Below are 22498 nucleotides of genomic sequence, written 5' to 3' on the forward strand. Positions count from 1 at the left end.
TAGCTGGAAAACGTAACAAGTATAGACTTTCTATCAAAGCTTAAAAGTTACTTCCATAATTAATGAAGTAGTTTACTTATAATTCTTTTCTTCAATATCGTCTTCATATGATTACTTGTATTACATTAGTTGTTAAATTTTTACAATCCCCAGATATTACCCAGGAAATACTCCTTTTATAATACAATGATGGAGTTGAAAATTCATTCACCTGACAATAAGTATGGTATACTATATAGAGAAAAATATGCATATACTTTTATAAGACCACAGTTGCAACTGTGGCCTAATAATAAAGCTGTCCTTTTCAGTGCAGCTATCCAGAGGAATAGGCCTCTCCAATCGACTTTTTTAGTTGTAAGGGAGGTCTACTTTTTATCGATCATTTTTAACATGAGTGTTAACAAAGCAATCAAAAATGTGCCGAATGCAAACATCAACACAAACGCTTCGTGAATACTCAAAACACCGTCCCCTTCCATTTTCATATTTTAATCTCTTCTAGCTAAATAGTATAGCACAAACAAACATAAAAACAGAACACTTGTTCCTATTTAGAAACCAAAATACATTTTTTTGCTAAGCCTTATGACGCATCTCTAAATTATTAGTAAATGTTGCACCTTAAAAGGGGCTTCAGTTCGATTAATAATGTAGAACAGAGATTTTAAGCAAGTAATCGTACTTTTATATGTTAAAAAGATACTTGGCTTATCGCCAAGCTTTAATAGTGAAAGCCTAAGTTGCTCTTATCTAGAATAAAAGCGCAAGCGCCCGTTTAGCGACGTATGGGCTGGACTTATCCGCATGAGATAAAGGAAACACGAAGAGCGGTAGCGAATCGATGTTGACTTATCGTAAGGAGGATCAGGAAGCCCACTAGTCGCTGGGCGCTGGAGCTGGACGTGGCTTATGCAGTAAATAAATTATCCACAGGCTCCTAATTTTATAATTTCCTAGACAACTAAGAAAAGCGCAAGCGCCCTGAAAGACACGACCGCATAAGCAAAACGGCTGGAGAAAGGTGGTTTTTCCTTTCGCAAGACGGATTGCTTATGTCGCGAGTGGCTGGGCGCTGGAGCTAGACATGGCTCTTGCTGACAAGAAACTTTATAGTGCCAAAATTTTATACTTTCCTTACCTTGAACAAAAGCTAGAAACGCCTTGAAAGACACGACAAGCTTAAGCTTGTCGTGTCATGTGGATGCCTTTACCAAAGTCGAACTACTTAATGTCCTCGAGTGTCTAGGAGCTGGCCGATGAAAAGCCACGTCCTTGAAAAAGAAAAGCGCTTTTTCTGCGTGCGATCTTCGCTGTCGAGGTCTTCCTTATCCTGTACGTCGGAGTTGGACGTGGCTTAAACAGTTAATAAATTATCCATAGGCTCCTATTTTAATAAATTCCTTAAACAATAGAAGAAACCAGCCTATGACTGGTCTCTTCTATAATAGATATTACATATAAATTTATCGTTGACTAAACCGTAGATCTTACTTCTAAATGGCCAGTATCATCCTTACGTTGTTTTTGAATAAACCAAACCATAACGATGATAAGAATTCCGCCTAAACTTGTAAGTAGTTGAGGTACGATTAACATCAAACCTGCAGCTAGTAGAACAAACCGCTCCCAAGTATATGAATTACGAGCAAAGAAGCCGATCATCGCGCTGCTGATTGCCATTACACCTAGTATCGCTGTTGTTAATGCAGTAATTAACTTAATAGGTGTTACATCGACCAACAATAAAATCGGGTTATAAATAAAAATGTACGGAATAATAAATGCCGCAATAGCTAGTTTGACCGCATTCACACCAGACTTAAATGGATTTGCCCTGGCAATTCCGGCACCAGCATAGGCTGCCAAACAAACAGGTGGCGTAATATCTGCCACTATTCCAAAATAGAACACAAACATATGAACAGCAATTGGTACGATCCCAAACTCATTTATAAGAGCAGGCGCTGCAACTGTTGCAGTTACAACATAATTTGCTGTTGTCGGTAGCCCCATTCCGAGAATAATACAGGCCACCATCGTAAGTATGAGTGCAAATGGAAGAATCCCACCAGATAGTGCGATAATACCGGAAGCAAACTTCGCACCCAGCCCTGTGATACTAACAACTCCAGCTATAATTCCAGCAGACGCCACAGCCGCAATTACGGGAAGTGCAACACGTGCACCTTGCTCCAATACATATATTGTCTTCTTAAAATTCATTCGTGTTTCTTTACGAACAATACTAACGATAAAGGCTGCGACTATTCCCATTAATGCAGCACGCTGTGGTGTATAGCCAACCATAATCGTAGTCACAATAACAATTAATGGAGTGAGCATATACCCATACCGCAACATTAGTTTCCCAAAATTCGGAAGCTCTGATTTCGGCAACCCTACAATGCCTAATTTTTTTGCTTCAAAATGAGTTCCAATAAAAATACCCGTAAAATATAAAATAGCGGGTACTACAGCCGCCAACATGACCGTAGCATATGATACGCCCAGATATTCCATCATAATAAATGCTGCTGCCCCCATAAGTGGTGGCATGATTTGTCCGCCTGTAGATGCTGAAGCCTCGGTTGCAGCAGCAAACTCTGGCTTAAATCCTGCTTTTTTCATCATCGGTATGGTAAATGAACCAGAAGCAACCGTATTACCAACAGAGCTTCCAGATACCATACCCTGCAGTGCACTTGCTGATACAGCAGCTTTTGCTGTGCCACCTGTGAACCTTCCTGTCAGCGCAAACGCTAAATCATTAAAGAATTTACCTATTTTTGTATGTACTAAAATAACACCAAAGAAAAGAAATAGAAAAATAAACTTCGAGGAAATTTGTATAGGTGTTCCAAACACACCACTTTCCCGGAACCATAAATTGGTTGCAATCCGGTCCACCGAAAACCCTGGATGAGACAATATTTGTGTTGGTATATATTTTCCGAAAATAGCATATAAAATGGTTATGCTTGCTACAATAACAATTGGTAATCCAACCGTTCGACGCGTTGCTTCTAAAAGAAGTAGTACCCCTAAAACAGAAACAATAACATCCAGCAAACCGTAACCAGATATTCTACTTTGCAAAATAGATTCGAAAAATATGATCTTATGATACGTTACATACATCGCAGTGAAAGCCAACACCACATCATACCACGGTATAGTTGTATGCTTTTTATAAAGCCCTTTCTTTGCAGGAAAAAGTAAAAATATAATTCCAAGCGCTGTACCTAGGTGAATAGCACCTTGCTGTTGGGATGGTAGTGTTCCAAAATATCCTGTATATAAATGGAAAAGTGTTAATGCAACACCAAGAAACGTAACAATCCACGCCCACTTTCCAATTTTGGACCGGACATTACTTTCTTTATCATATTTTTCGAGGATCTCTTTTGTATCTACCTGCTTATTCTCTGTCATTTAACCAATCCCTTCAGAGTAGATAGAAGGGAAAGAAGTCCACCTAAGACCTCTCTCCCTATAATGATCTTGCTGCAACTGGGTATTGCACTAGTAATTAATCACCCTTGTTAAAAGACTTATTTTAAGTCATCTAAGCTATCAATGTCGGCATTTTCACGAGTAACTATTTGAATAACCTCAGGGTAAATATGACCAATGAACGCTGCATTTGGTACTTCTTCTCCTTCAAAGTCACCTTCCCCATTCACCGCGTCCACAGATGGAACATGAACGGCCATACCAAGATCCATGTTACCATCACGAATACTAGCTAGGTTTTCAACGGAAGCCCCCGTTTCTATATTCGTTACGTTTACCCCATCAATATGGTTTTTCCAGATGTTCGCCATCTCCCCACCAAGTGGATAATACGTACCTCCTTGGCTACCTGTTCCTAAAATAAACTCTTCCTTACGACTACCTTCATCAGCCGTTAGTTCAGCAACCGGATTATCAACCGTTAAGCCCTGTTCCTCATAATAGCGCTTTGCACCAGGGTGAATCGGTAATCCTTTCGCACCTTGAAGTGCATTCTCCAACGTCATATGCATGGATTGAGCGTGTGTATTTTCATCAGCATATTCCACCATAATTCTAGCAAGCTCATAACCTAGTTCTTCATCTATCGTATCCGTATTTCCCATTAATACTGCATAGGCAGTAATGGTCTCTATATCGGAATCCAGAAAATCATACATATCCTGCGTAATGGTATAACGCTGATACCCCGAATTTTCCTCCATATAAGAAATTGCTTCATCAGAGAGCTCCAGCATCTTCACATCACCAGCAGAAGCTTGTAAACTTTCAATACTACCAGCTGGCAGACCTAGAATACCAATCGAAACATCAATATTCCCATCCTGTACACCATCAGCTGCATCTCCAAAGCCCTCCTGATATGCACTGTAATCATCTTCACCCAAACCATAAGCCTCCAAAATCTGTTTAGAAACCGAGTTCGTCTCACTAGCAGGAGGTCCAATTGCAATATTCTTTCCCCCACCACCACATGCAGCAAGAACTAGTACCATACTTAACATTAACGTAATAAGTCCGACTAATTTTGATCTGCTCATCATATTACCCCTTTCTTTATCTTTTTTCGCTCCTTGTTGTTAGCGCTTTCATCTAAAAAGGAATTAACTTCATGTATGTATATAATGATATCTAGAGGTGATAAGGAGCTTAGTTTAATTATATACTACATTTTTTAAAATTATCAACAGTTTGTTCTACTTTTCTGAATTGTGTTTATAATTAGGTTATATTAAATGTTAATATTTGAAAACTTGGCTTATCGCAAAACCTTGTGGTGAAAGCCTTAGTTGCACTTATGCAGTAGGAAAGTTTTATCCTTTCCTATCTGCTAAAATGAAGTAAATTTCCATTTCACCAACTTTTTCCAATTCCACGGCGACATGGAGCGCTTTTTCATACGTCAATAACATCGTATTATCCTCTATGATAGTTGGAGAAGTAATAACTATATTACTATCATTTTTGGCAACATTGATAGATAAACCACCTGCAACCATGTTTGTTAGTTCACCACTAAAAGATGATTACTGCTCTCCTTTTAATGTCATACCAAACATGGTTTCCCCAATGGAGGCAAACATAGTTGAATTTCCAGCCAATATCAATTTTCCCTTTATATCACCAGTAATACGAATAAGTACACCAAACGGAATAGCTAAATGGTTTTCCAATAGTTTTGGCTTAGAGACATTATGATTAATTGGTACTACCGTCTTTAAAGATGTAAATGTACCATTCAGTATATCTTTTATGTACTTGCTTCTCTCTTGTAAGGTCACAGACATAAAAAACACTCTCCTTATAAATCCGTTACTCCCTATTCTCATCACTTGGTTTTATATCATAGTTAGGTAGTACCAGAACTTCTACTCGTCGATTTATTGCTCTATTTTCCTCGTTATTGTTAGGTACAACAGGATTATATTCTCCAAAACCTTTAGCACCAAAATCTCTAGGATCGAGATCGTCATTGTCAAGAATGAGACTCATAAAGTTAACTGCCCGCATAACACTTAATTCCCAGTTTGATGAAAATTCATCGTTACGTATCGGAACATCATCCGTGTGACCACTTATCACAATTTCGTTTGCAGGATCTGTATAAAGAAAATTAGATATTTCTTTTGCAATCTGAATCCCTTCTTGTTTAACGATTGCACTTCCCGAATCAAAGGAAATGTCATTCATAATCGTAATAAATAATCCCTCACCCGTTAATTTTGTTCCTAATACTTCGGACAAATTATTTTCTGAAATATAATCATTTATTTGTGATTGGAGATCTTCTAATTTGATAAGTTCTTTTTCACCATCAGTTATTTCTTCGTCTTCTTCATTTTCCCCTTCCTCTAACTCCACAATAACATCATCAGGTGATTCAACAGGGTTCAAGCCTTCTTCTAAGATCCCGTCTCCACCTGAAAATTCATTATTAAATACCCTGGTAAGTTCTTTATACTTTTGTGTGTCTATCTCACTCATTGCAAATAAAATAATGAATAATGCCACTAAAAGGGTTAGCATGTCTGAATAAGGCAATAACCAGGTTTCATCAATATGAGAATCTTTACGCTGTTTCTTTTTTCTCATCAACTTCCTCCTCAACCATCATTTCCAACTCTTTTGAAGGTAAATAAGAACCTAATTTATCCTTAATGACTTGTGGAGAATCACCATTCGTTATCGAAAGAAGTCCTTCTAACATAATCTGTTTCAATAATACCTCTTGTTTCGATTTCTCTTTTAATTTATTTGCAAATGGATGCCATAAAACATAACCAGTAAAAATCCCAAATAAAGTCGCAATAAAAGCAGCAGATATAGCACTTCCTAACTTATCTAAATCACTCATATTACCAAGTGCGGCAATTAATCCAATAACTGCCCCTAAAACACCTAACGTGGGAGCATATGTACCAGCCTGCGTAAAAATAGAAATGCCTTTATAGTGCCTTTCTTCCATTGCATCAATTTTTTCTAGCATTACGTCTTGAATAAAATCTGACGATTGTCCATCTACGACCAACTGAACCCCTGAAGTTAAATACGTATCCGTTACATCATCCATTTCACTTTCAAGCGCCAATATCCCCTCTCTCCTAGTTATGTCCGCCCATTTTGTAAACATTGTAATAATATCCTTAATATTATTGCTTTTATCTTCCTTAAAAATTATCTTGAACAGTGCAGGTACATTTTTAAGTGTGCTCATAGGAAAAGCAATACAAACAGATGCAGCAGTTCCTAAAAAAATAATTAGAATAGCTGCAGGATTTAGTAAAGCCCCAAACCCGACACCTTTCAATACCATACCTAAACCAATTGCAATAAACCCTACTAAGACCCCAATTATCGATGTTTTATCCATCTATTAGCCCCCTTTTACTAGAAAATTTGCCTTATCACCAAGCCTTAATGGTGAAAGCCTTAGTTGCACTTATGTAGATAAGAAAGTTTTATACTTTCCTAATCTACTAAAAAAGACAATTCCCTTTTTGGAACTGCCATTAAAAGACACATACAAAAATCTTAAACTGGTAACTAGGCGATCATAGTTATATAACCTTAGACCCTAAGCTTTGCGTCCTATTCTTTCAAATAGTTTGCCTTTTTCTTTCCTATTTAGTTAAGTTTCATTCCTTTATATCGACAAGAAAGGGCAAAAAGTTTAACAAGTGAGTACAAATTCCTCATTAGAAAACTTGGCATTCGCCAAGCCTTTATAGCGAATGGCCTAGTTGCACTTATGCAGATAAGGAAGTTTTATACTTTCTTACCTGCCAACAAAAGTGCAAATGCCTTGAAGACACGACAAGCATATGCAGATCGCGTAGTGTGAGTCGAACTGCTATGTCCTGAGTGTCTGGGTGCTTGCACTGGACGTCGCCGTTTCTGTAGATACTTTCTTTACTACCAAAAAAAGTACTGACACATTCATGTCAGCACTTTTAAGATATTAGTTATTTTCGTTTTTCTCTTTACCGTAGAAATATTGCTTAGGATCAACAGGCTCCCATTCTTCATTAGGTGTATAGAAACGTAGAAGGTCTCCAAGTAACACTTGGTCTGAAAGTTCAAGCTCATGCATCACTTGTTCTTTCTGTTTCTTCATCTCTTCTGTTGGTTCTTCTATTTCTTCATCTGTTTCACTATCATAAAACGTATCGTTAACGTAACTGTAATCCTCTGTCATAAACTCACCACTACGGAAAGGGACGAAACCTTTATGGTCTTCAGAAAACATATCTGTACCGAACTGGATATAATCCTGTGCATCAATACCCATTAAATGCAGCATCGTTGGCATGACATCGATTAAGCTAGAATACTCATGATTAGTACCTTGACCTTCCATACCAGGAACACGAATTATAAATGGAACACGCTGTAAATCAGCGTTTTTCTTAGGCGTAATCTCCTCGCCAATAATCTCACTCATGGCCCGGTTATGGTTATCCGAAATACCATAATGGTCCCCATATATCATAATGATCGAGTCCTCATATAAGCCTGATTCCTTTAAGTCCTTAAAGAATTGCTCCAGAGACTCATCCAAATAACGGGCCGTTTGGAAATAACGGTCTACAGAACCATCACCCGTTCCGGCAGGTTCTATTGTCGCATCCTCTTCATCAATCAAATAAGGATGGTGATGTGTCAAAGTCATCATATGCGCGTAAAATGGTTCTTCCATATCTTCTAGAATTGGCATGGATTCTTCAAAAAACGGCTTATCTTTCAAGCCATAATTGATAACATTTCCATAGCTCATATCATAATAACTAGAGTCATAGAACTCATCAATACCCATATATTTATAAACCTCATCCCGATTCCAGAACGATTTATCATCACCATGGAATACAGCACTAGTATGACCCTGCTGCTGGTTCAAAATAGCAGGTAACGCCTGAAAAGTATTATCTCCATTCGTTACAAATGCAGCCCCTTGAGGCAAGCCATACAGAGACGTATCTGTTGTCAACTCGGCATCAGCCGTTTTCCCTTGTTCTGTCTGATGGAAAAAGTTATCAAAATACGTAAAGTCCTTACTTTTATCATTCACAAGCGAATTAATAAACGGAGTTACTTCCTCTCCATGTAATTCATAATCAATTAAGAAAGACTGGAATGATTCCAGGTGGATCTTAATCACATTTTTTCCTTTTCCTTTACCAAAATATTCTTCATTTGGCTCGGCAAATTTATTTTTCGTATAGTTCTCAACTACTGTAATATCATCACTATCTGCTAATACACGTTGTGTCGACGACTGGGCACTTTGAATCGCGTCATAAATAATAAAGTTATAAGTTCCCAGATATTTCACCACATAATTACGGTCAAAAGTACGCTCTAACAACTGTGGACGATCCGCTTCAGCAAGCCCAAGATTAATCGTAAATGCAATAACACCTGTACATAAAATAACTAACGGTTTACGCAATTGCATTCTTTCCATAGACCAATTGGATCGCAGCTTAATAAATAAGACAAGCAATAACAGTATATCAAGCGTATACAACAGATCATGAACTTTTGTTAAATCTGCAATACTACCACCAACACTACCAAAATTACTAGTTTGCATCAGTGTCGGAATCGTAATAAAGTCACTGTTAAATCGGTAAAAAACAACATTAGCATACATCAAAAAAGTTAAAATCGAATCTATTATAATAATCCATATTCCCGCTCTCTTCCCCTTAGCAAATAATGCCAGTCCAAGGAAAATCAAACCCGAACTAATAGGATTAACGAACAATAGAAACTCCTGCATCCCATTATTAACACCTAAGCTAAATTCAGCTTTATATATCACATACGTTTTTATCCAAAAAAGAACGAAAGCCACCGCGAAGAATCCCATCTTCGTTGATAAAAATTTCTTCACTTTTCTTCACCTCATGTTTTTATCTTAGATGCGCAAGCTTTCATTATAGTTAGTTTTGGGTGGGATGTCAAAGGGTGCTATTTTATTTTTTAAAAGTTTGACTCTGAATGGCATGTTTGGAGATTGTAAAGTATACGTTAAAAACTAATACTAAAATAAAATAAAGAAACCGACACAATAGCCGGTTTCTTCTATACGACAAAACGATTAATTATTACAACATTTCCTCTCTAATCATAATCTCACAAATCTTAAAATCCAACTCACTATCAATATCTAAAGATCTTTCACTCGGCATTACATAAGCAATAATCTCTTTTTGTAAAAAAGAATTTTCTTCTTTAAGAGTATCCGTTTTTGTCACATATACTGCTCCATTTAATACAAATGATTTTGGTGCATCTTGTCTACGGGCTGGGATCCCATTAATATCCATTAAAGGTATCATGATTTCCTTACTATCAAGTTTATACGTCCAAAAAGGATTCTTACTAGACTCTGTGACAGAAACTACAGCAATACCACTATTTAGTTCACATTTTTTAATTGCTTGGTCAATATCATGAACATTTCTTAAAGGCGAGGTTGGTTGTAATAGCACAACATAATCATAATTCGGTAAATTATCTATAGCATGAAGAACCGGATCTAATCCTGGTGTTTCATCTAATGCCATCTCTTGTGGTCTTTTAAATGGTACCTCACAGCCATAATGTTCTGCTACACTAATAATCTCTTGATCTTCAGATGAAAGAACAAGGCGATCGATATATTTTGATTTCTTCGCTTCCTCAATTGTCCAAGCAATTAAAGGCTTACCAGCTAAATCTTTTATATTCTTGCGTGGCACCCCTTTTGAACCACCTCTTGCAGGAATAATCGCTAATACGGATTTGTCCTGAATCATTAAAACACCTCACTAAAATCACCATTGGCTCTTTGATAATCATCAATTTCACCTATATCCATCCAGTACTCTCGTAGTGGAAATGCTGATATTGATTGTTTTATGTCTATCATTTTTTTGAATAGATCAGGCATATCATAAAATGTATCATCTGGAACATATTGTAATACTTCTGGATTCAAAACATAAATTCCAGCATTAACAAAGCTCTGGTGGACTGGCTTTTCTTTAATAGACAATAGAGTATGACTTTCTGTCTCAATTACACCATATGGGATTTGATATTCATATTCCCTGACACACATTGTTGCCTTAGACCCATGCTCGTAGTGAAATTCAAGAAGTTGTTCATAATTTATTTTTGTCAATAGGTCACCATTCATCACAAAAATAGGACGGTCAGGTTGCTCATTTAATAAGGAAAGCGCGCCTGCTGTCCCAAGTCTTTTTTCTTCATCAATATAAGAAATATTTACTCCCAGATAACTGCCATCTTGAAAATAATCTTTTATTATCTCTTTTTTAAAATTTACCGATAAAATAAAATTTGTAAAACCATAGCTTTTAAAGCTTTCAATTATTGTTTGTAGAATAGGTTTATCACCCACCGTTAGCATAGGCTTAGGAATATCATTCGTTAGTGGACGGAGCCTTGTTCCTAGTCCTCCCACCATAAGAACTACAAGGTTTTCCTTTTGTGATACTTGATTAACTTCATTAGAAAATATAATTCGGCAAACCTTTTTATACCTGTTGACTATTGGTAATTGTTTTAGTTTTTTTTGTTCTAGTATATTTTTATAATAAAATTGACTTTTGCCTTCGTATTCATATATTGGTTCAACATTCATTACTTCTTGTATAGGAGATTCAACTGGTAATCCCTTTAATATTCCACGACGAATATCACCATCAGTTACAGTACCTAGTAATCTCTCATCATCATCAACTACTACTGCAAACTGTAAGCTAGTTTGATCAATAATTTTCATTGTCTGAATTATTGATGTTGATGGATGCACATGTATTTTTTTCCACTTTTTCACTATTCCACTTCCTTTGCGGGTATACCATATGCTTTACTACCGGTTTTTATATTTTTTAACACGAGAGAGGAAGCACCAATTAGGACATTACTTCCTATTTCAACATTTTGAATAATGGTTGTTCCAACTCCTAAATGTGTTGATTCACCAACTATCACCCTTCCAGAAAGTGTTGTTCTTGGAGCAATGTGACTATGCTTTCCAATTATACAATCATGATCAATACAAACTGAAGTATTTATAATACTATTATCGGCAATTTGGGTGAAAGGTTGAATAACAGTACCTGCCATTATTTGAACACCTTCACCTAGTTTAGTATTTTTAGCAATAATTGTTTTAGGATGAATCACATTCGTGAATGAATAAAAGTTAGATTTAAAGTAATCATATATTTTTTTTCTATGTTCGGTATTTGATGTAGAACCAATGGCATTTACTAGTACTACTTCTTCTGGACTATATTCCAATATTGCATCGTCTTTACCAATGTAAGTAAGTCCATAATCATTTTCTTCTTCAGTTGGAGCTGTATAACCAATTATCTTTTTATTTTGAACCAAAAGAATATCAACTAATACTTTTGCATGCCCCCCATTTCCAATAACAATAATAGGTTTCTTACTCATTCTTCAATAACCTCGTCTTCTCTATAAGATTTATTAGCAACTTGACCTAAATAGTCCCAGAAATAGTGTGGAGATATACCTGTGCCTGGACGTTTTACACACAGGTTTTCAGAAGTAAACGAAGAGCCTTTAGGTATTGCTTTAGCTGCAATTAAACTTTTTCTTGCCACATTTCTATTTTTCAATTCTGTTTGAGTCGGTTCTTTTTCATTTTTCCCTAAAGACTTTTCTATAAGACGAATCGATTGTATCATTTCTTTCAGTTCTAGCGGTTCTAATGAAGCTTTATGATCTGGACCGGTCATAGTTTTATCAAGAGTAAAATGCTTTTCAATGACCCTGGCTCCTTTGGCAACTGCAGCAACTGGAACAAGAATACCTTCAGAATGATCTGATAGACCTACTGGCAGTTGAAATTCCCTTTTTATATTATCCATTGCATTCAAGTTAACATCCTCAAATGGTGTAGGATATTCTGTTGTACAATGGAGAATCGTAACCTTGTCCTTCAATAGTTGTTTTGCTTCTTCTGTTTTATAATAAGCTTTTACTTTTTCAAAAGAAACATTAGCTTGTCCCGAATAGCCATATACTAGAAAGGCTAACGAGTTATGAATTTCCTCTATCGTTGCCATACCAGTTGAAAGTATTACTGGTACATCTCGGGAAGCGATTTTGTATAGATAAGGTGCATTTGTAATTTCACCTGATGGGATCTTTATCATTTGTAATCCAATTTCATGTATTAAAAAATCTACACTTTCCAAATCAAATGGTGTAGATAAGAATTTAATACTATTTTTATTGCAGTAGTGACTTAATAGTTTAAAATTTTCAAAGCTCAATTCTAACTTTTTTAACATGTCATATTGAGAGGAAGATTCACCTAAGTTTTTTTCTTGATATTCAGCTTGTTTTGCAGATTTTATGACTAAATTTTCCGTTATATAAGTTTGGAATTTAATCGCATCCGCACCAGATTTAATTGCTTCATCAACTAGTTGGAACGCGAGATCTAATGAACCATTGTGATTAACTCCAACTTCTGCAATTATAAAGGATTTCATTATGTCACCTCTCCATCATAAAACTCTTTCATAGTAGACTTAATTACAGAATTTTTCAAAACCTGCATTATTCTTACTGAAGAATTACCATCTCCATAAAGTTTATATTCCTTCCCCTCTATAAACTCAAAATTTAGTGCTTTATTAATTGCATTAACAATTGATTCAATATCGGTCGAGCAATCAAAAACTGAATTAGACCTAACTCTCCCTTTTTGTCTATCACCGATGTTGACAGTTGGGGTATCTACATATGGTGCTTCTAAAATGCCACTTGATGAATTTCCAATAACGACATTTGAATACTTAAGTAAACTTAAATAACGTAATGTTCCGAGGGAATCATAGATTTTCCGATTAGCAGGTTGCAGATTAACAAAATCATTAATCATTTGGTTGATTTTTCTTCCTTGATTGTCTGCATTTGCCTTAGTAAATACAATTGTTATGTCTTTAAAACCTTTCAATGCATCTAATAACTCAACAGTTCCCCTTAAAGGATTTTCGCTCAATGTTGTTGGATGATATGTAATTAAAAAGGTAAGCTTATTAAGACTTACATGCAATGATTTCTCCAATTCATTCTTTGATAATAATCTTAGTTTTTTTATATTTTCAACACCTAATGCACCAACATTAAACACTCTATCTGGGGCCTCTCCTAGCTGTACAACTCTATTTAGATACGCTTCTGTAGAAACAAAATGTAAATAACTCATTTTTGTAATTGCGTGTCTTATGGCATCGTCATATGCGCCATATGTTATTTCACCGCCGTGAATATGTGCAATTGGTACATTTGATATCAAAGCTGATTGGGCAGCTGCCAACGCTTCAAATCTGTCACCAAGTATAATGATTAAATCAGGGTTTAAACTGGGAATCGAATCAGAAAATCCGATTGTACCTAATCCGATTGATTTTCCAATAGATGATGCTGTATCAGCAGACAACAACATTTCAACCTTTTCATCAATCATAAAACCATCTTCTTCAATTTGCCTATACGTCAATCCGAATTCTGGCGATAAATGCATACCAGTAGCTATAATCTGTAATTCTAAATCAGGATCCTGCTGTATCTCTTTCATTAACCAATATAAAAGTCCATATTCTGCACGCGTCCCTGTAACAACGCAAATTTTCCTTTTCTTCATTTTATATCTCCTAGATAAGGACTACTTGGTATATTTATAATTCTATAAAACAAATCATCTGTAATAGATAAGTCTGATTTTGGACAGTCCTTATATGGTTTTAATTTATGTAATGGTGTCCAAACTGGTCTGGACATTATACCATTATGATTTAATGTTTCCAGTACATTTTCTTTATTATGTTTTTGTTCATCTATGGCCAGTGTTTGTAGCCAATAATTACTTTTTGAAAAAGATTGATCTTTGAAAAGTTCTATTCCATCGTAGACACTTATAATTTGTTCATATTTTTCAACTAAATGGCGTTTCTTTTCAATATAATTATCTAATTTTTCAAGCTGAGCACAACCTAGTGCTGCATTTATATTTGGCATTCGATAATTGTATCCAACTTCATCATGCACATAATCCCATTGGTGGGGGACTTTTGCAGTTGTAGTTAGATGCTTCGCATAATCTGCTAGCGTCTCATCATTTGTAAGAATAGCTCCACCACCACCAGTTGTAATGATTTTATTCCCATTAAAACTCACGGCTGAAGCCTTCCCTAAGTTCCCGGTATGAATTCCTTTATAAAAAGATCCTAATGACTCTGCGGCATCTTCTACTATGGTAATATTGTATAGATTACATACTTCTATTAATGGGTCCATATCAACTGGATGTCCAAAGGTATGCATTGGGACAACCGCTCGAATAATATTGCCAGAGTATTTATTTACACAGACTTTATCGTTCAAAACGGCAATTTCTTTTAAATATTTTTCTAGTTTATGTGGGTCAAGGCCTAACGTAGTCCTTGAAACATCAACAAAATGAGGTGTAGCCCCGCAATATGAAACTGCATTTCCTGTAGCAATAAATGTTAATGATGGAATCAAAACCTCATCCTCTGGTTGTACACCAACAATTTTTAAGGCAACTTGTAGTGCAGCGGTCCCATTAACGACGGCAACTGCTCTTTTTACTCCAGTATATTCAGCTAATGATCGTTCGAATTGATCAACATATTTACCTACTGAAGACACCCATCCCGCTTCAATACAGTCATTCACGTACTTTTTCTCATTTCCGTCTAATGTTGGTTCATGCAAAGGTATAAATTCTTTATCAGGATGTATATTTTTTATTTTATTAGCTACATCAACCCAAATATCCATCATATATTATATACATCTGCCTTATAATGAGATAGATTACGCTTATCCGTGAACCAATCTACAGTTTCTTTCAACCCTTTTTTAAAACCTTTCTTATCCCCATAAGCAGGTTCCCAGTCGATGAGTTGCTTTGCTTTTTGATTATTAGCCCATAATCGTTCAACTTCACTTTTTCCAGGTCTTAAACGAACATCATCGGTTTCTATTTCGAGATTAACCCCCATTACCTCTGCAATTAGTTTTGCTGTTTCTCCAATAGATATTTCAAAATTACTTCCGATGTTAATAACTTCACCGATTGATTTATCATTACTCATAGCAGCAATAAAACCATTTACCGTATCTTGAACATAGTTAAAATCTCGTGTGGGGTGGATGGACCCTAACTTGATAGTATTATTCCCAGATGCTAACTGCGTTATGATTGTTGGAATTACTGCACGAGCCGATTGTCTAGGTCCATACGTATTAAACGGTCGAATAATAGAAACAGGAGTATCAAATGAACGATAGAAAGATAATGCCATCTGATCTGCCCCAATTTTTGAAGCAGAATATGGTGATTGTCCTTGTAAAGAATGTTTTTCATCAATCGGGACATATTGGGCTGTTCCGTATACTTCGCTCGTCGATGTATGGACAATCTTGGATACACCCAATTCTTTTGCAGCTTGTAGGATATTCAACGTTCCTTTAATATTCGTGTCTACATACGTCTCAGGGGAATGGTATGAATATGGTATTGCAATTAATGAGGCTAAGTGTAGAACAGTATCACAGTCTTTCATTGCTTCCTTCACACCATATGGATCGCGAATATCGCCTGCAAAAATTTCTAACTCATTTTTAACATCTTTTGGAGTGGAATCCAGCCAGCCCCATGAGTTAAATGAATTGTAATAGACAAAGGCTTTCACATCATAACCTTTATGGATTAGTTCTTCAGTTAAGTTGGATCCTATAAAACCATCGGCACCTGTTACTAATATTTTTTTACTTTTACTTATCATTATCTCACCTAATTTTATTTTAATTTAGCTACTTCTCATTTGCCTACAATCATTAATGGTAACCGAAATTCTGGAATTAACAAAAAAACCAGTTTCTCTATCTCACATTGTTCTCATTTAGAAAATTAGAACAATAGATATTAAAATTTCGATTTATAAAATTTTACCAGTATATTATTTTAATGCGTTTGTGTTGAAGTATCACTTGTTTTTGTCGAAGATGTTAGCCCATACTATTTAATATTTAAATTTATTGAACTTACTATTTCATTTTAGTATTTATTATTTGATCTACTTTATATTTCCCTTCCTTACATTGCTCTATGAACTTAGTAAATAATAGAACAAGTTTCTCACTTTTAATAATGATATCTCTTTCCTGATTCGTTTGCTTAATTTCATTCGTCATAAACTGTACATGTACACGAATATAAAAAGATATGAAGTTTGCATAATAAATGTTTTGATTCAACTGTTCATATAATTTGTCAAATTGAACAAGTAAACTCTCAAGCATTAATTTATTTTTTAGTTTCGTATAAGTTGAAATGGAATCTAATAATTTTTCAAATTGAACAATTAAATCTTTAAATTTAACCATACTTTGTTTTAACTGTTCTTCTTTATATTTTAGTTTGCTACGATCATAGGAATTATTTTCATTCCACCATATTTTTTTTTCTATTGGTTTAATTAGCATATTCTTCAAGACGTCTTCAATAGGTTGAAATGGGACGCCATCTATTGCTGCTCCATTCTTTGTAGTATTAATAAATATTTTATCTGAATAAATATTTGCTAACCTCTCTATACCCACACGCATTCTATTAAAACCTTTATTTGTTTTAATTTTATTACCAAAAACATCTTCTATAGTAATTGCATTTTCTAACTGTTTTTTATTAACTGATGAATTAACATGGTCATACTCAATACCTTTTGAATACAGTTGATCATTCAAATAACCAAGGTTTTGACCTGCAAATATAATCGGACTTGCTCCTAATTTATTTAACACTTGGAATGTCATAACCGCAATTGATGGAGAATCCGCTATAAGATCATGCTTTAAATCTATTTGCTGATCTAAAAAATATGTTGATGTCTTATCCTGAGTTGTTACGAAATGCACCTTTGGACCTTTATATTTCGTTAACGTTTCATAGCCAACACTTGATCCGAACATCATAGGAATATGGTTAATATTATTATCAATCATTCTTCTATACACTTCTTGATTCATTTTACTTGGATCGTATGTACATACTACGTCTGGTAATACATCGTATTCAATTAAACTGTTAATTGATGAACCCACAGCAAAAATATAAGCTAAGCTATTTTCTTTAATGTATCTTATATGCTCCATATCTTCTGCCAGTGACGGACCAGCTGAAATAATCATCACGGGTTTTCCAGCGAAATGAGTTTGATCAACATCTGTCATCATATTTGGTGTGTTTAAAATCTCATTAAAATTCAATAAGCTATTTTTCACCCATAGCTTTTGAAACTTTGAATCAGTTTGTAAATTCGTACGACGATTTCGAATAACATCCTTTACTTTTTGATGAAAGAGAGTAACTTTTTCTTTTACGATATTCTCATAACTAGGCAAAATTATTATCTGTGTATTTTTGTTACTAGAACTGAACTCCTTTAAATAACTATTGGACTCAGTTTCATGAGTATCGATATAGAAATGCTTTGTGTTTTTTGTAATGATTTGGTTTAATTGTTTCTGTTGAGTCATTGCTAAAAAGATATCAGGATTAGGCTCGTAAACAGAGTACGTATTATTTGGATACCATTCCTGAAATTTATCGATATGATATCCCATGCCAATCCCATAAAAAAAGACATGTGTATCACTATTAATTTTTTCTTTGTGGGAAGTAATAATTCGTTCAGCTTCACGTACAGGGTCATACATACTATGTACCATGAGGTGTTTATCATCTGTTTGATAACGGATTGTTTCAGCACCTGATTTAGATTCTAACACTTCTAATGCGTCTAATTTGATATCATCCTTATAGTCTAAGAAGTATTTGCGAATTGCGGGATACTTCTCCCTTAGGAGTAATGTATTATCAATTAACATTTTTCAAAAACTCCTCATCTTTCAGAGATGTTGCTAAACTTTTTTCTAATAATTCGTATGCAGGAATAACTTCATATGATAAGATATCGGAAATCAATACCGTATCCTGCACTTCTACTGCTTCAATCAATTGTGCAAAACTTTCTTCACATACTTGAATACTATTTTCGATGTCTGTCCAATTTAAAGGCTGCTGAGGTGCAGATTTTGTAAATGACTTAAATTTAACTATCCATTGCATACCTTCTGCTAATTGATTAATACCTTTCCACGTTTGACCTGAAAATTTGTTATAACTATCATCCACTAATTTTTTTAATGTTGGAATTGCACGTACAAGGTAAGTTTGAATTGATTCCATTGTTTCCCAGATCATTTCTTTCGTATTTCGTGTGGCTATTTCTATATTATTTATTTCAGTTAAATGTTCTTTCATGTATTCTTCATGGTTTTCGTAAACCTCCACACCATCGATAATTAAATGACTGAAAACAGTGTCTTTTTGCTCAATAGATTGATTAATTTTTTTTAAGATAGTCGTGATAGCAGACTCGTTATTATCAATATTAAATTGCTCATCATTATATAGTAATTGCATAATAACCTCCAGATTATATATGTCTGTGTATATATATATTATCGGTAGAGATGGTGGGATTATAAAGTAGAATTTTGTGGAAATTCTTGTTGAGAGAGATGCACAAAAATCTTTTGGTATAGGGTTTTCTCAAACGACATGAAAAAGACTCTCAGCCGAGAGTCTTTTTCATTGTTTACTATTACTGAAGAAGTTGTAAAACTCCTTGAGGTTGCTGGTTAGCTTGAGCTAACATAGATTGCGAAGCTTGTGAGAGAATGTTGTTCTTTGTGAACTCCATCATTTCAGCAGCCATGTCAACGTCACGGATACGCGATTCAGCAGCAGTCAAATTTTCTGCAGAAGTTCCTAAGTTGTTAATTGTGTGGTCTAAACGGTTTTGTACAGCACCAAGTTTAGATCGCTCAGCAGAGACCGCATCAATTGCACTTTGAATATCTGTAATAGCTGTATCAGCACCACTCTGACTAGTTATATTAATACCTGCTGTCACATCAGATCCTGAGGCATATGCATCATCTGCTACATGAACTAAGACATCAGTGCCATCGTAATAACCCGCAACAGTTGCTTCTTCGCCACCAGTTAAAGTATCACCTATATCATAAAATGTCGCACCAGTTCCACTACCACCTGATAAAAGTTCCGACGCAGAACCAGATCCCGATGTTGTATATTCCTTACTTACAGCTAGAGTTTCTGCGCTCATATCTCCAATTGTAACCGATAAATTCTGTCCTTCGTTCGCTCCAACTTGAAATGTTCCTTCAAAACCACCATCAAGTAATTTTTGAGTATTGAATTCAGTGTCATTTGAAATGTCATTTAATGCATTTGCTAGTTGATCTACTTCTTTTTGCATTTCTGCACGATCGGACTCTGTATTCGTATCATTTCCACTTTGTACAGCCAATTCACGCATACGTTGAAGGATTGCGTGTGATTCATTCATTGCGCCTTCTGCAGTTTGAATTAGAGAAATTCCATCCTGAGCGTTTTTGCTCGCCATTTCTAATCCTTGAATCTGTCCACGCATTTTTTCAGAGATCGCTAGTCCAGCAGCGTCATCCCCTGCTTTGTTAATTTTCAGACCTGAAGAAAGTTTCTCCAATGAATTCTGTGTTGCATTGTTGTTACTAGTTAGTTGACGATGAGTGTTAATTGCTGAAATATTGTGATTAATAATCATAATTTCCTTACCTCCATGTAAGTGTATTTTTTTGCGGGTCACATCCTTATGTCCCGCACTTTCCTTGTCATGTTATGGCCATAACATTTCTTCATCATGATGATGTATTACTTATATCGGCACCGTTCGATAATGTTTAAATCTTTTTTAGAAAAATTTTTGTTTTTTGTGGAAGATTTTGTAGATTGAGGGGAATTAAAGACAAAAAAATTAAGCCTGCTCTATGCACGCTTTAGTCCACTTCATTTTGTGATATCGAAATATCTGCTTTTACTTCTAAGATATTGCTGGAAAGATGCGTAACTTTTTGATCTACTTTACGAATATCCTGTTTTAGTTCGGTCTTTATATCTTTTATTTCTGTTTCTACATTACCAAGTCTTTTATTGATGTCTTTCACTTCATCTGACAATTCTTTAATTGCTACAAATATTCCTTCCAATGTTATTTCACTCAATTTTCATCCTCCTTCCTTCAAATTTAAATATGTTCTGGCACGAAGTCTCAGTTCATCTCTTTCTGCAAAATCGAGATATTCGCTCTTGCATCTCCAAGGTCATCTGCGAAAACAGAAATTTTATGATCAATTCTTTGTATGTCTTGTTTCATTTCTTTCATGTCTGTTTCAATATTGGTAACTCTTGACTCTATATTAGACACTCTTGATTCTGTGTTACTAACGATTGTTTTAACATCTTTTAATTCGTCAGATAATTCCTTAATAGCTATTAATAAATCATTATTCGTTGGCTCGCTCACAATTTATCCCCCTCTTAAGTTTGTATCAATATATTAGCATGATACGTCAACTTGAACAAGCGAACATATTATGAATTTCCGACCTCCACCGACCATAAAAACGTAATTTTCTCCTAGAAGAAAATTACGTTTTCCAGTCAACAAATCAAATCATTTTACAAAATTTATGTTTTTTTCTGAATATCCTCTACCATGTCTTCAACCAACGCTTCCTGATACCCTGCTTTTCCTACTTGCCGCATTTCCTTTGCAACCTCAACCAATTCATCATGGACAATCCCACTTAGTTTCTCTATTCGCTCAGTGGGTAACTCTTTTACTGGAGAACTTTTTCGATATGCATTCTTGTCCATCTGCCAAAGTTGTACACTTCCCTCTGGATACCTGTCTAACAATCGTTGTGCCATGCCGAGTCCTTCTGGGTCGAAGTCTCCGGCATAATGCAGTACACAACCTTCTTCCACTGCTAAATCAAGCATCATCAACACTGCTAAGGTAAATTGTCCATTTGTACATATGATGGATGCACTTGGGTGGTAATCCAGCAATGTGGCACATACACCCGAATTTTCTACAACCCAGACGTCCTTTCCGTTTGATGGGTAGACTCGCTTCAATAAAACGAGCTCTCGTAGTGGAACAATCTGGACAGTGTTATTCCGCGTGGCCGCTTCCCAAACCGGATGCGGACCATCAGCCGTTTCTGCATAAAACCCTGCACATGTCACATAATTCAGCAGATCATCTCGATAGATTCTATACCGCTGCAACAATTCATTAACGGCTTCCGTGCTACCGGGCACAATGACAGCATCTCCATTAGCAGTGTCTGAACTGTCCAATGCCAATACATGCAGTAACATTTTCCCCAAATCGGTATGCAAGTCAAATGCGTGCGGGTCAGCCGTAATTCGCTGGCTGAACATTGGCAGACGCTCAACTGACTCAGGTAAGGAAGCTACCGCTTTTGCCAGATTACCAACTAATTGTTCGAATCGCTGGGGTTCCTTCTCAGCTATCGCCAGCATCCAACGCGCTTCTCCTCGTTTTTCCAGCAAGTAATCTAGCCAAAATGCTACCTTCTCATAACGCTCTTTCAACCCCACCAACATTACCCGTAATTTTTCTTCCTTTTCCACCCGTTGTTGTTTTTTCGAAACGATAATTTCGCCAAAATAGGCATCTAACAATTGCTTCAAACCGACACTATTGAACCTCGTATGCTGGAGCTGCTGTTCAAATCCGACAACAGAAATCGAGCCTTTCTTTTTTAACCTACCACCTGGCACACCAAAGAAACTGCCGATCTCATCCAGTTCCACATCCGAAAATTCATCAACAGATACGGTTCCACCAATCCTTCCGAGTGATTCGTATTTTTTCCTAAACAGCTGGAATAATTTTTTATACGTTTGTTCACTTTTGAAAAAGTGTATGGCTTGTTGCAATTGTTTATCCAT

At 35.7% G+C, this 22498-nt stretch carries 21 protein-coding genes and 1 riboswitch; all 21 genes read right to left on the reverse strand.

The window, feature by feature from the left end; all coding sequences use genetic code 11:
- Window positions 1-368 precede the first annotated feature (368 nt).
- The 21 genes from ACFQ3N_RS01245 to ACFQ3N_RS01345 all read right to left on the reverse strand — a co-directional run bounded on the left by ACFQ3N_RS01245 (window position 369) and on the right by ACFQ3N_RS01345 (window position 22498).
- Window positions 369-488 carry a putative holin-like toxin gene (locus ACFQ3N_RS01245; RefSeq protein ID WP_390358797.1) on the reverse strand — a complete coding sequence of 40 codons (120 nt, stop codon included), beginning with the start codon at window positions 486-488 and terminating at the stop codon, window positions 369-371.
- Between the two features lie 988 nt (window positions 489-1476).
- Window positions 1477-3435, reverse strand: coding sequence for a TRAP transporter permease (locus ACFQ3N_RS01250; RefSeq protein WP_390358799.1), 1959 nt, complete (start codon window positions 3433-3435; stop codon window positions 1477-1479).
- A gap of 119 nt (window positions 3436-3554) precedes the next feature.
- Window positions 3555-4556: a TAXI family TRAP transporter solute-binding subunit gene (locus ACFQ3N_RS01255; protein WP_390358800.1), complete on the reverse strand. Its 1002-nt coding sequence runs from the start codon at window positions 4554-4556 to the stop codon at window positions 3555-3557.
- 273 nt (window positions 4557-4829) lie between these two features.
- Window positions 4830-5015, reverse strand: coding sequence for a hypothetical protein (locus ACFQ3N_RS01260; RefSeq protein ID WP_390358802.1), 186 nt, complete (start codon window positions 5013-5015; stop codon window positions 4830-4832).
- 27 nt (window positions 5016-5042) lie between these two features.
- On the reverse strand, window positions 5043-5303 hold the full coding sequence (locus tag ACFQ3N_RS01265; protein WP_390358804.1) for a hypothetical protein: 261 nt from the start codon (window positions 5301-5303) through the stop codon (window positions 5043-5045).
- 25 nt (window positions 5304-5328) lie between these two features.
- Window positions 5329-6108 carry a flagellar motor protein MotB gene (motB, locus tag ACFQ3N_RS01270; RefSeq protein ID WP_390358806.1) on the reverse strand — a complete coding sequence of 260 codons (780 nt, stop codon included), beginning with the start codon at window positions 6106-6108 and terminating at the stop codon, window positions 5329-5331.
- Complete coding sequence (gene motA, locus ACFQ3N_RS01275; RefSeq protein ID WP_390358808.1) at window positions 6086-6886, reverse strand: flagellar motor stator protein MotA; 801 nt, start codon at window positions 6884-6886, stop codon at window positions 6086-6088. Before motA ends, motB begins: the two co-directional genes overlap by 23 nt.
- A gap of 165 nt (window positions 6887-7051) precedes the next feature.
- Window positions 7052-7136: riboswitch (cyclic di-GMP riboswitch) on the reverse strand.
- 338 nt (window positions 7137-7474) lie between these two features.
- Window positions 7475-9412, reverse strand: a complete 1938-nt coding sequence (locus ACFQ3N_RS01280) for an LTA synthase family protein (RefSeq protein WP_390358810.1) — start codon at window positions 9410-9412, stop codon at window positions 7475-7477.
- Between the two features lie 214 nt (window positions 9413-9626).
- A complete protein-coding gene (locus tag ACFQ3N_RS01285; RefSeq protein ID WP_390358812.1) occupies window positions 9627-10319 on the reverse strand; it encodes an acylneuraminate cytidylyltransferase family protein in 693 nt (230 codons plus the stop codon).
- On the reverse strand, window positions 10319-11365 hold the full coding sequence (locus tag ACFQ3N_RS01290) for a nucleotidyltransferase family protein (RefSeq protein ID WP_390358814.1): 1047 nt from the start codon (window positions 11363-11365) through the stop codon (window positions 10319-10321). Before ACFQ3N_RS01290 ends, ACFQ3N_RS01285 begins: the two co-directional genes overlap by 1 nt.
- Complete coding sequence (locus ACFQ3N_RS01295) at window positions 11365-11994, reverse strand: acetyltransferase (RefSeq protein ID WP_390358815.1); 630 nt, start codon at window positions 11992-11994, stop codon at window positions 11365-11367. Before ACFQ3N_RS01295 ends, ACFQ3N_RS01290 begins: the two co-directional genes overlap by 1 nt.
- A complete protein-coding gene (gene neuB, locus ACFQ3N_RS01300) occupies window positions 11991-13061 on the reverse strand; it encodes an N-acetylneuraminate synthase (RefSeq protein WP_390358817.1) in 1071 nt (356 codons plus the stop codon). The genes ACFQ3N_RS01295 and neuB overlap by 4 nt, the downstream gene beginning before the upstream one ends.
- Entirely contained in the window at window positions 13061-14218 is a 1158-nt protein-coding gene (gene neuC, locus ACFQ3N_RS01305; RefSeq protein ID WP_390358819.1) for a UDP-N-acetylglucosamine 2-epimerase, read from the reverse strand. Before neuC ends, neuB begins: the two co-directional genes overlap by 1 nt.
- Entirely contained in the window at window positions 14215-15381 is a 1167-nt protein-coding gene (locus ACFQ3N_RS01310) for a LegC family aminotransferase (protein WP_390358821.1), read from the reverse strand. Before ACFQ3N_RS01310 ends, neuC begins: the two co-directional genes overlap by 4 nt.
- Window positions 15378-16388, reverse strand: a complete 1011-nt coding sequence (locus tag ACFQ3N_RS01315) for an NAD-dependent 4,6-dehydratase LegB (protein ID WP_390358823.1) — start codon at window positions 16386-16388, stop codon at window positions 15378-15380. The genes ACFQ3N_RS01310 and ACFQ3N_RS01315 overlap by 4 nt, the downstream gene beginning before the upstream one ends.
- A 262-nt stretch (window positions 16389-16650) precedes the next feature.
- Complete coding sequence (locus ACFQ3N_RS01320) at window positions 16651-18492, reverse strand: motility associated factor glycosyltransferase family protein (RefSeq protein WP_390358825.1); 1842 nt, start codon at window positions 18490-18492, stop codon at window positions 16651-16653.
- On the reverse strand, window positions 18482-19090 hold the full coding sequence (locus ACFQ3N_RS01325) for a hypothetical protein (protein WP_390358827.1): 609 nt from the start codon (window positions 19088-19090) through the stop codon (window positions 18482-18484). The genes ACFQ3N_RS01320 and ACFQ3N_RS01325 overlap by 11 nt, the downstream gene beginning before the upstream one ends.
- Window positions 19091-19271: 181 nt before the next feature.
- The gene (locus tag ACFQ3N_RS01330) at window positions 19272-20279 is read right to left on the reverse strand and encodes a flagellin N-terminal helical domain-containing protein (protein ID WP_390358828.1); all 1008 of its coding nucleotides are present in this window, start codon (window positions 20277-20279) and stop codon (window positions 19272-19274) included.
- A 232-nt stretch (window positions 20280-20511) separates the two neighbouring features.
- Window positions 20512-20736, reverse strand: coding sequence for a hypothetical protein (locus ACFQ3N_RS01335; protein ID WP_390358830.1), 225 nt, complete (start codon window positions 20734-20736; stop codon window positions 20512-20514).
- A 47-nt stretch (window positions 20737-20783) separates the two neighbouring features.
- Complete coding sequence (locus ACFQ3N_RS01340) at window positions 20784-21038, reverse strand: hypothetical protein (RefSeq protein ID WP_390358832.1); 255 nt, start codon at window positions 21036-21038, stop codon at window positions 20784-20786.
- A 164-nt stretch (window positions 21039-21202) separates the two neighbouring features.
- Window positions 21203-22498, reverse strand: a complete 1296-nt coding sequence (locus ACFQ3N_RS01345) for a TIGR02679 family protein (RefSeq protein WP_390358834.1) — start codon at window positions 22496-22498, stop codon at window positions 21203-21205.

The organism is Virgibacillus byunsanensis (assembly GCF_042675965.1).
Taxonomy (GTDB): Bacteria; Bacillota; Bacilli; order Bacillales; family Amphibacillaceae; genus Virgibacillus_R; species Virgibacillus_R byunsanensis.

Excerpts from the sequence above, each read along its gene's own strand:
- ACFQ3N_RS01345 (WP_390358834.1), bottom strand. The coding sequence starts at position 22,498 with ATGGATAAACAATTGCAACAAGCCATACACTTTTTCAAAAGTGAACAA.
- ACFQ3N_RS01295 (WP_390358815.1), bottom strand. The coding sequence starts at position 11,994 with ATGAGTAAGAAACCTATTATTGTTATTGGAAATGGGGGGCATGCAAAA.
- ACFQ3N_RS01245 (WP_390358797.1), bottom strand. The coding sequence starts at position 488 with ATGAAAATGGAAGGGGACGGTGTTTTGAGTATTCACGAAGCGTTTGTG.
- ACFQ3N_RS01320 (WP_390358825.1), bottom strand. The coding sequence starts at position 18,492 with ATGTTAATTGATAATACATTACTCCTAAGGGAGAAGTATCCCGCAATT.
- motA (WP_390358808.1), bottom strand. The coding sequence starts at position 6,886 with ATGGATAAAACATCGATAATTGGGGTCTTAGTAGGGTTTATTGCAATT.
- neuC (WP_390358819.1), bottom strand. The coding sequence starts at position 14,218 with ATGAAGAAAAGGAAAATTTGCGTTGTTACAGGGACGCGTGCAGAATAT.
- neuB (WP_390358817.1), bottom strand. The coding sequence starts at position 13,061 with ATGAAATCCTTTATAATTGCAGAAGTTGGAGTTAATCACAATGGTTCA.
- ACFQ3N_RS01310 (WP_390358821.1), bottom strand. The coding sequence starts at position 15,381 with ATGATGGATATTTGGGTTGATGTAGCTAATAAAATAAAAAATATACAT.
- motB (WP_390358806.1), bottom strand. The coding sequence starts at position 6,108 with ATGAGAAAAAAGAAACAGCGTAAAGATTCTCATATTGATGAAACCTGG.
- ACFQ3N_RS01285 (WP_390358812.1), bottom strand. The coding sequence starts at position 10,319 with ATGATTCAGGACAAATCCGTATTAGCGATTATTCCTGCAAGAGGTGGT.
- ACFQ3N_RS01260 (WP_390358802.1), bottom strand. The coding sequence starts at position 5,015 with ATGGTTGCAGGTGGTTTATCTATCAATGTTGCCAAAAATGATAGTAAT.
- ACFQ3N_RS01250 (WP_390358799.1), bottom strand. The coding sequence starts at position 3,435 with ATGACAGAGAATAAGCAGGTAGATACAAAAGAGATCCTCGAAAAATAT.
- ACFQ3N_RS01330 (WP_390358828.1), bottom strand. The coding sequence starts at position 20,279 with ATGATTATTAATCACAATATTTCAGCAATTAACACTCATCGTCAACTA.
- ACFQ3N_RS01265 (WP_390358804.1), bottom strand. The coding sequence starts at position 5,303 with ATGTCTGTGACCTTACAAGAGAGAAGCAAGTACATAAAAGATATACTG.
- ACFQ3N_RS01315 (WP_390358823.1), bottom strand. The coding sequence starts at position 16,388 with ATGATAAGTAAAAGTAAAAAAATATTAGTAACAGGTGCCGATGGTTTT.
- ACFQ3N_RS01325 (WP_390358827.1), bottom strand. The coding sequence starts at position 19,090 with ATGCAATTACTATATAATGATGAGCAATTTAATATTGATAATAACGAG.
- ACFQ3N_RS01255 (WP_390358800.1), bottom strand. The coding sequence starts at position 4,556 with ATGAGCAGATCAAAATTAGTCGGACTTATTACGTTAATGTTAAGTATG.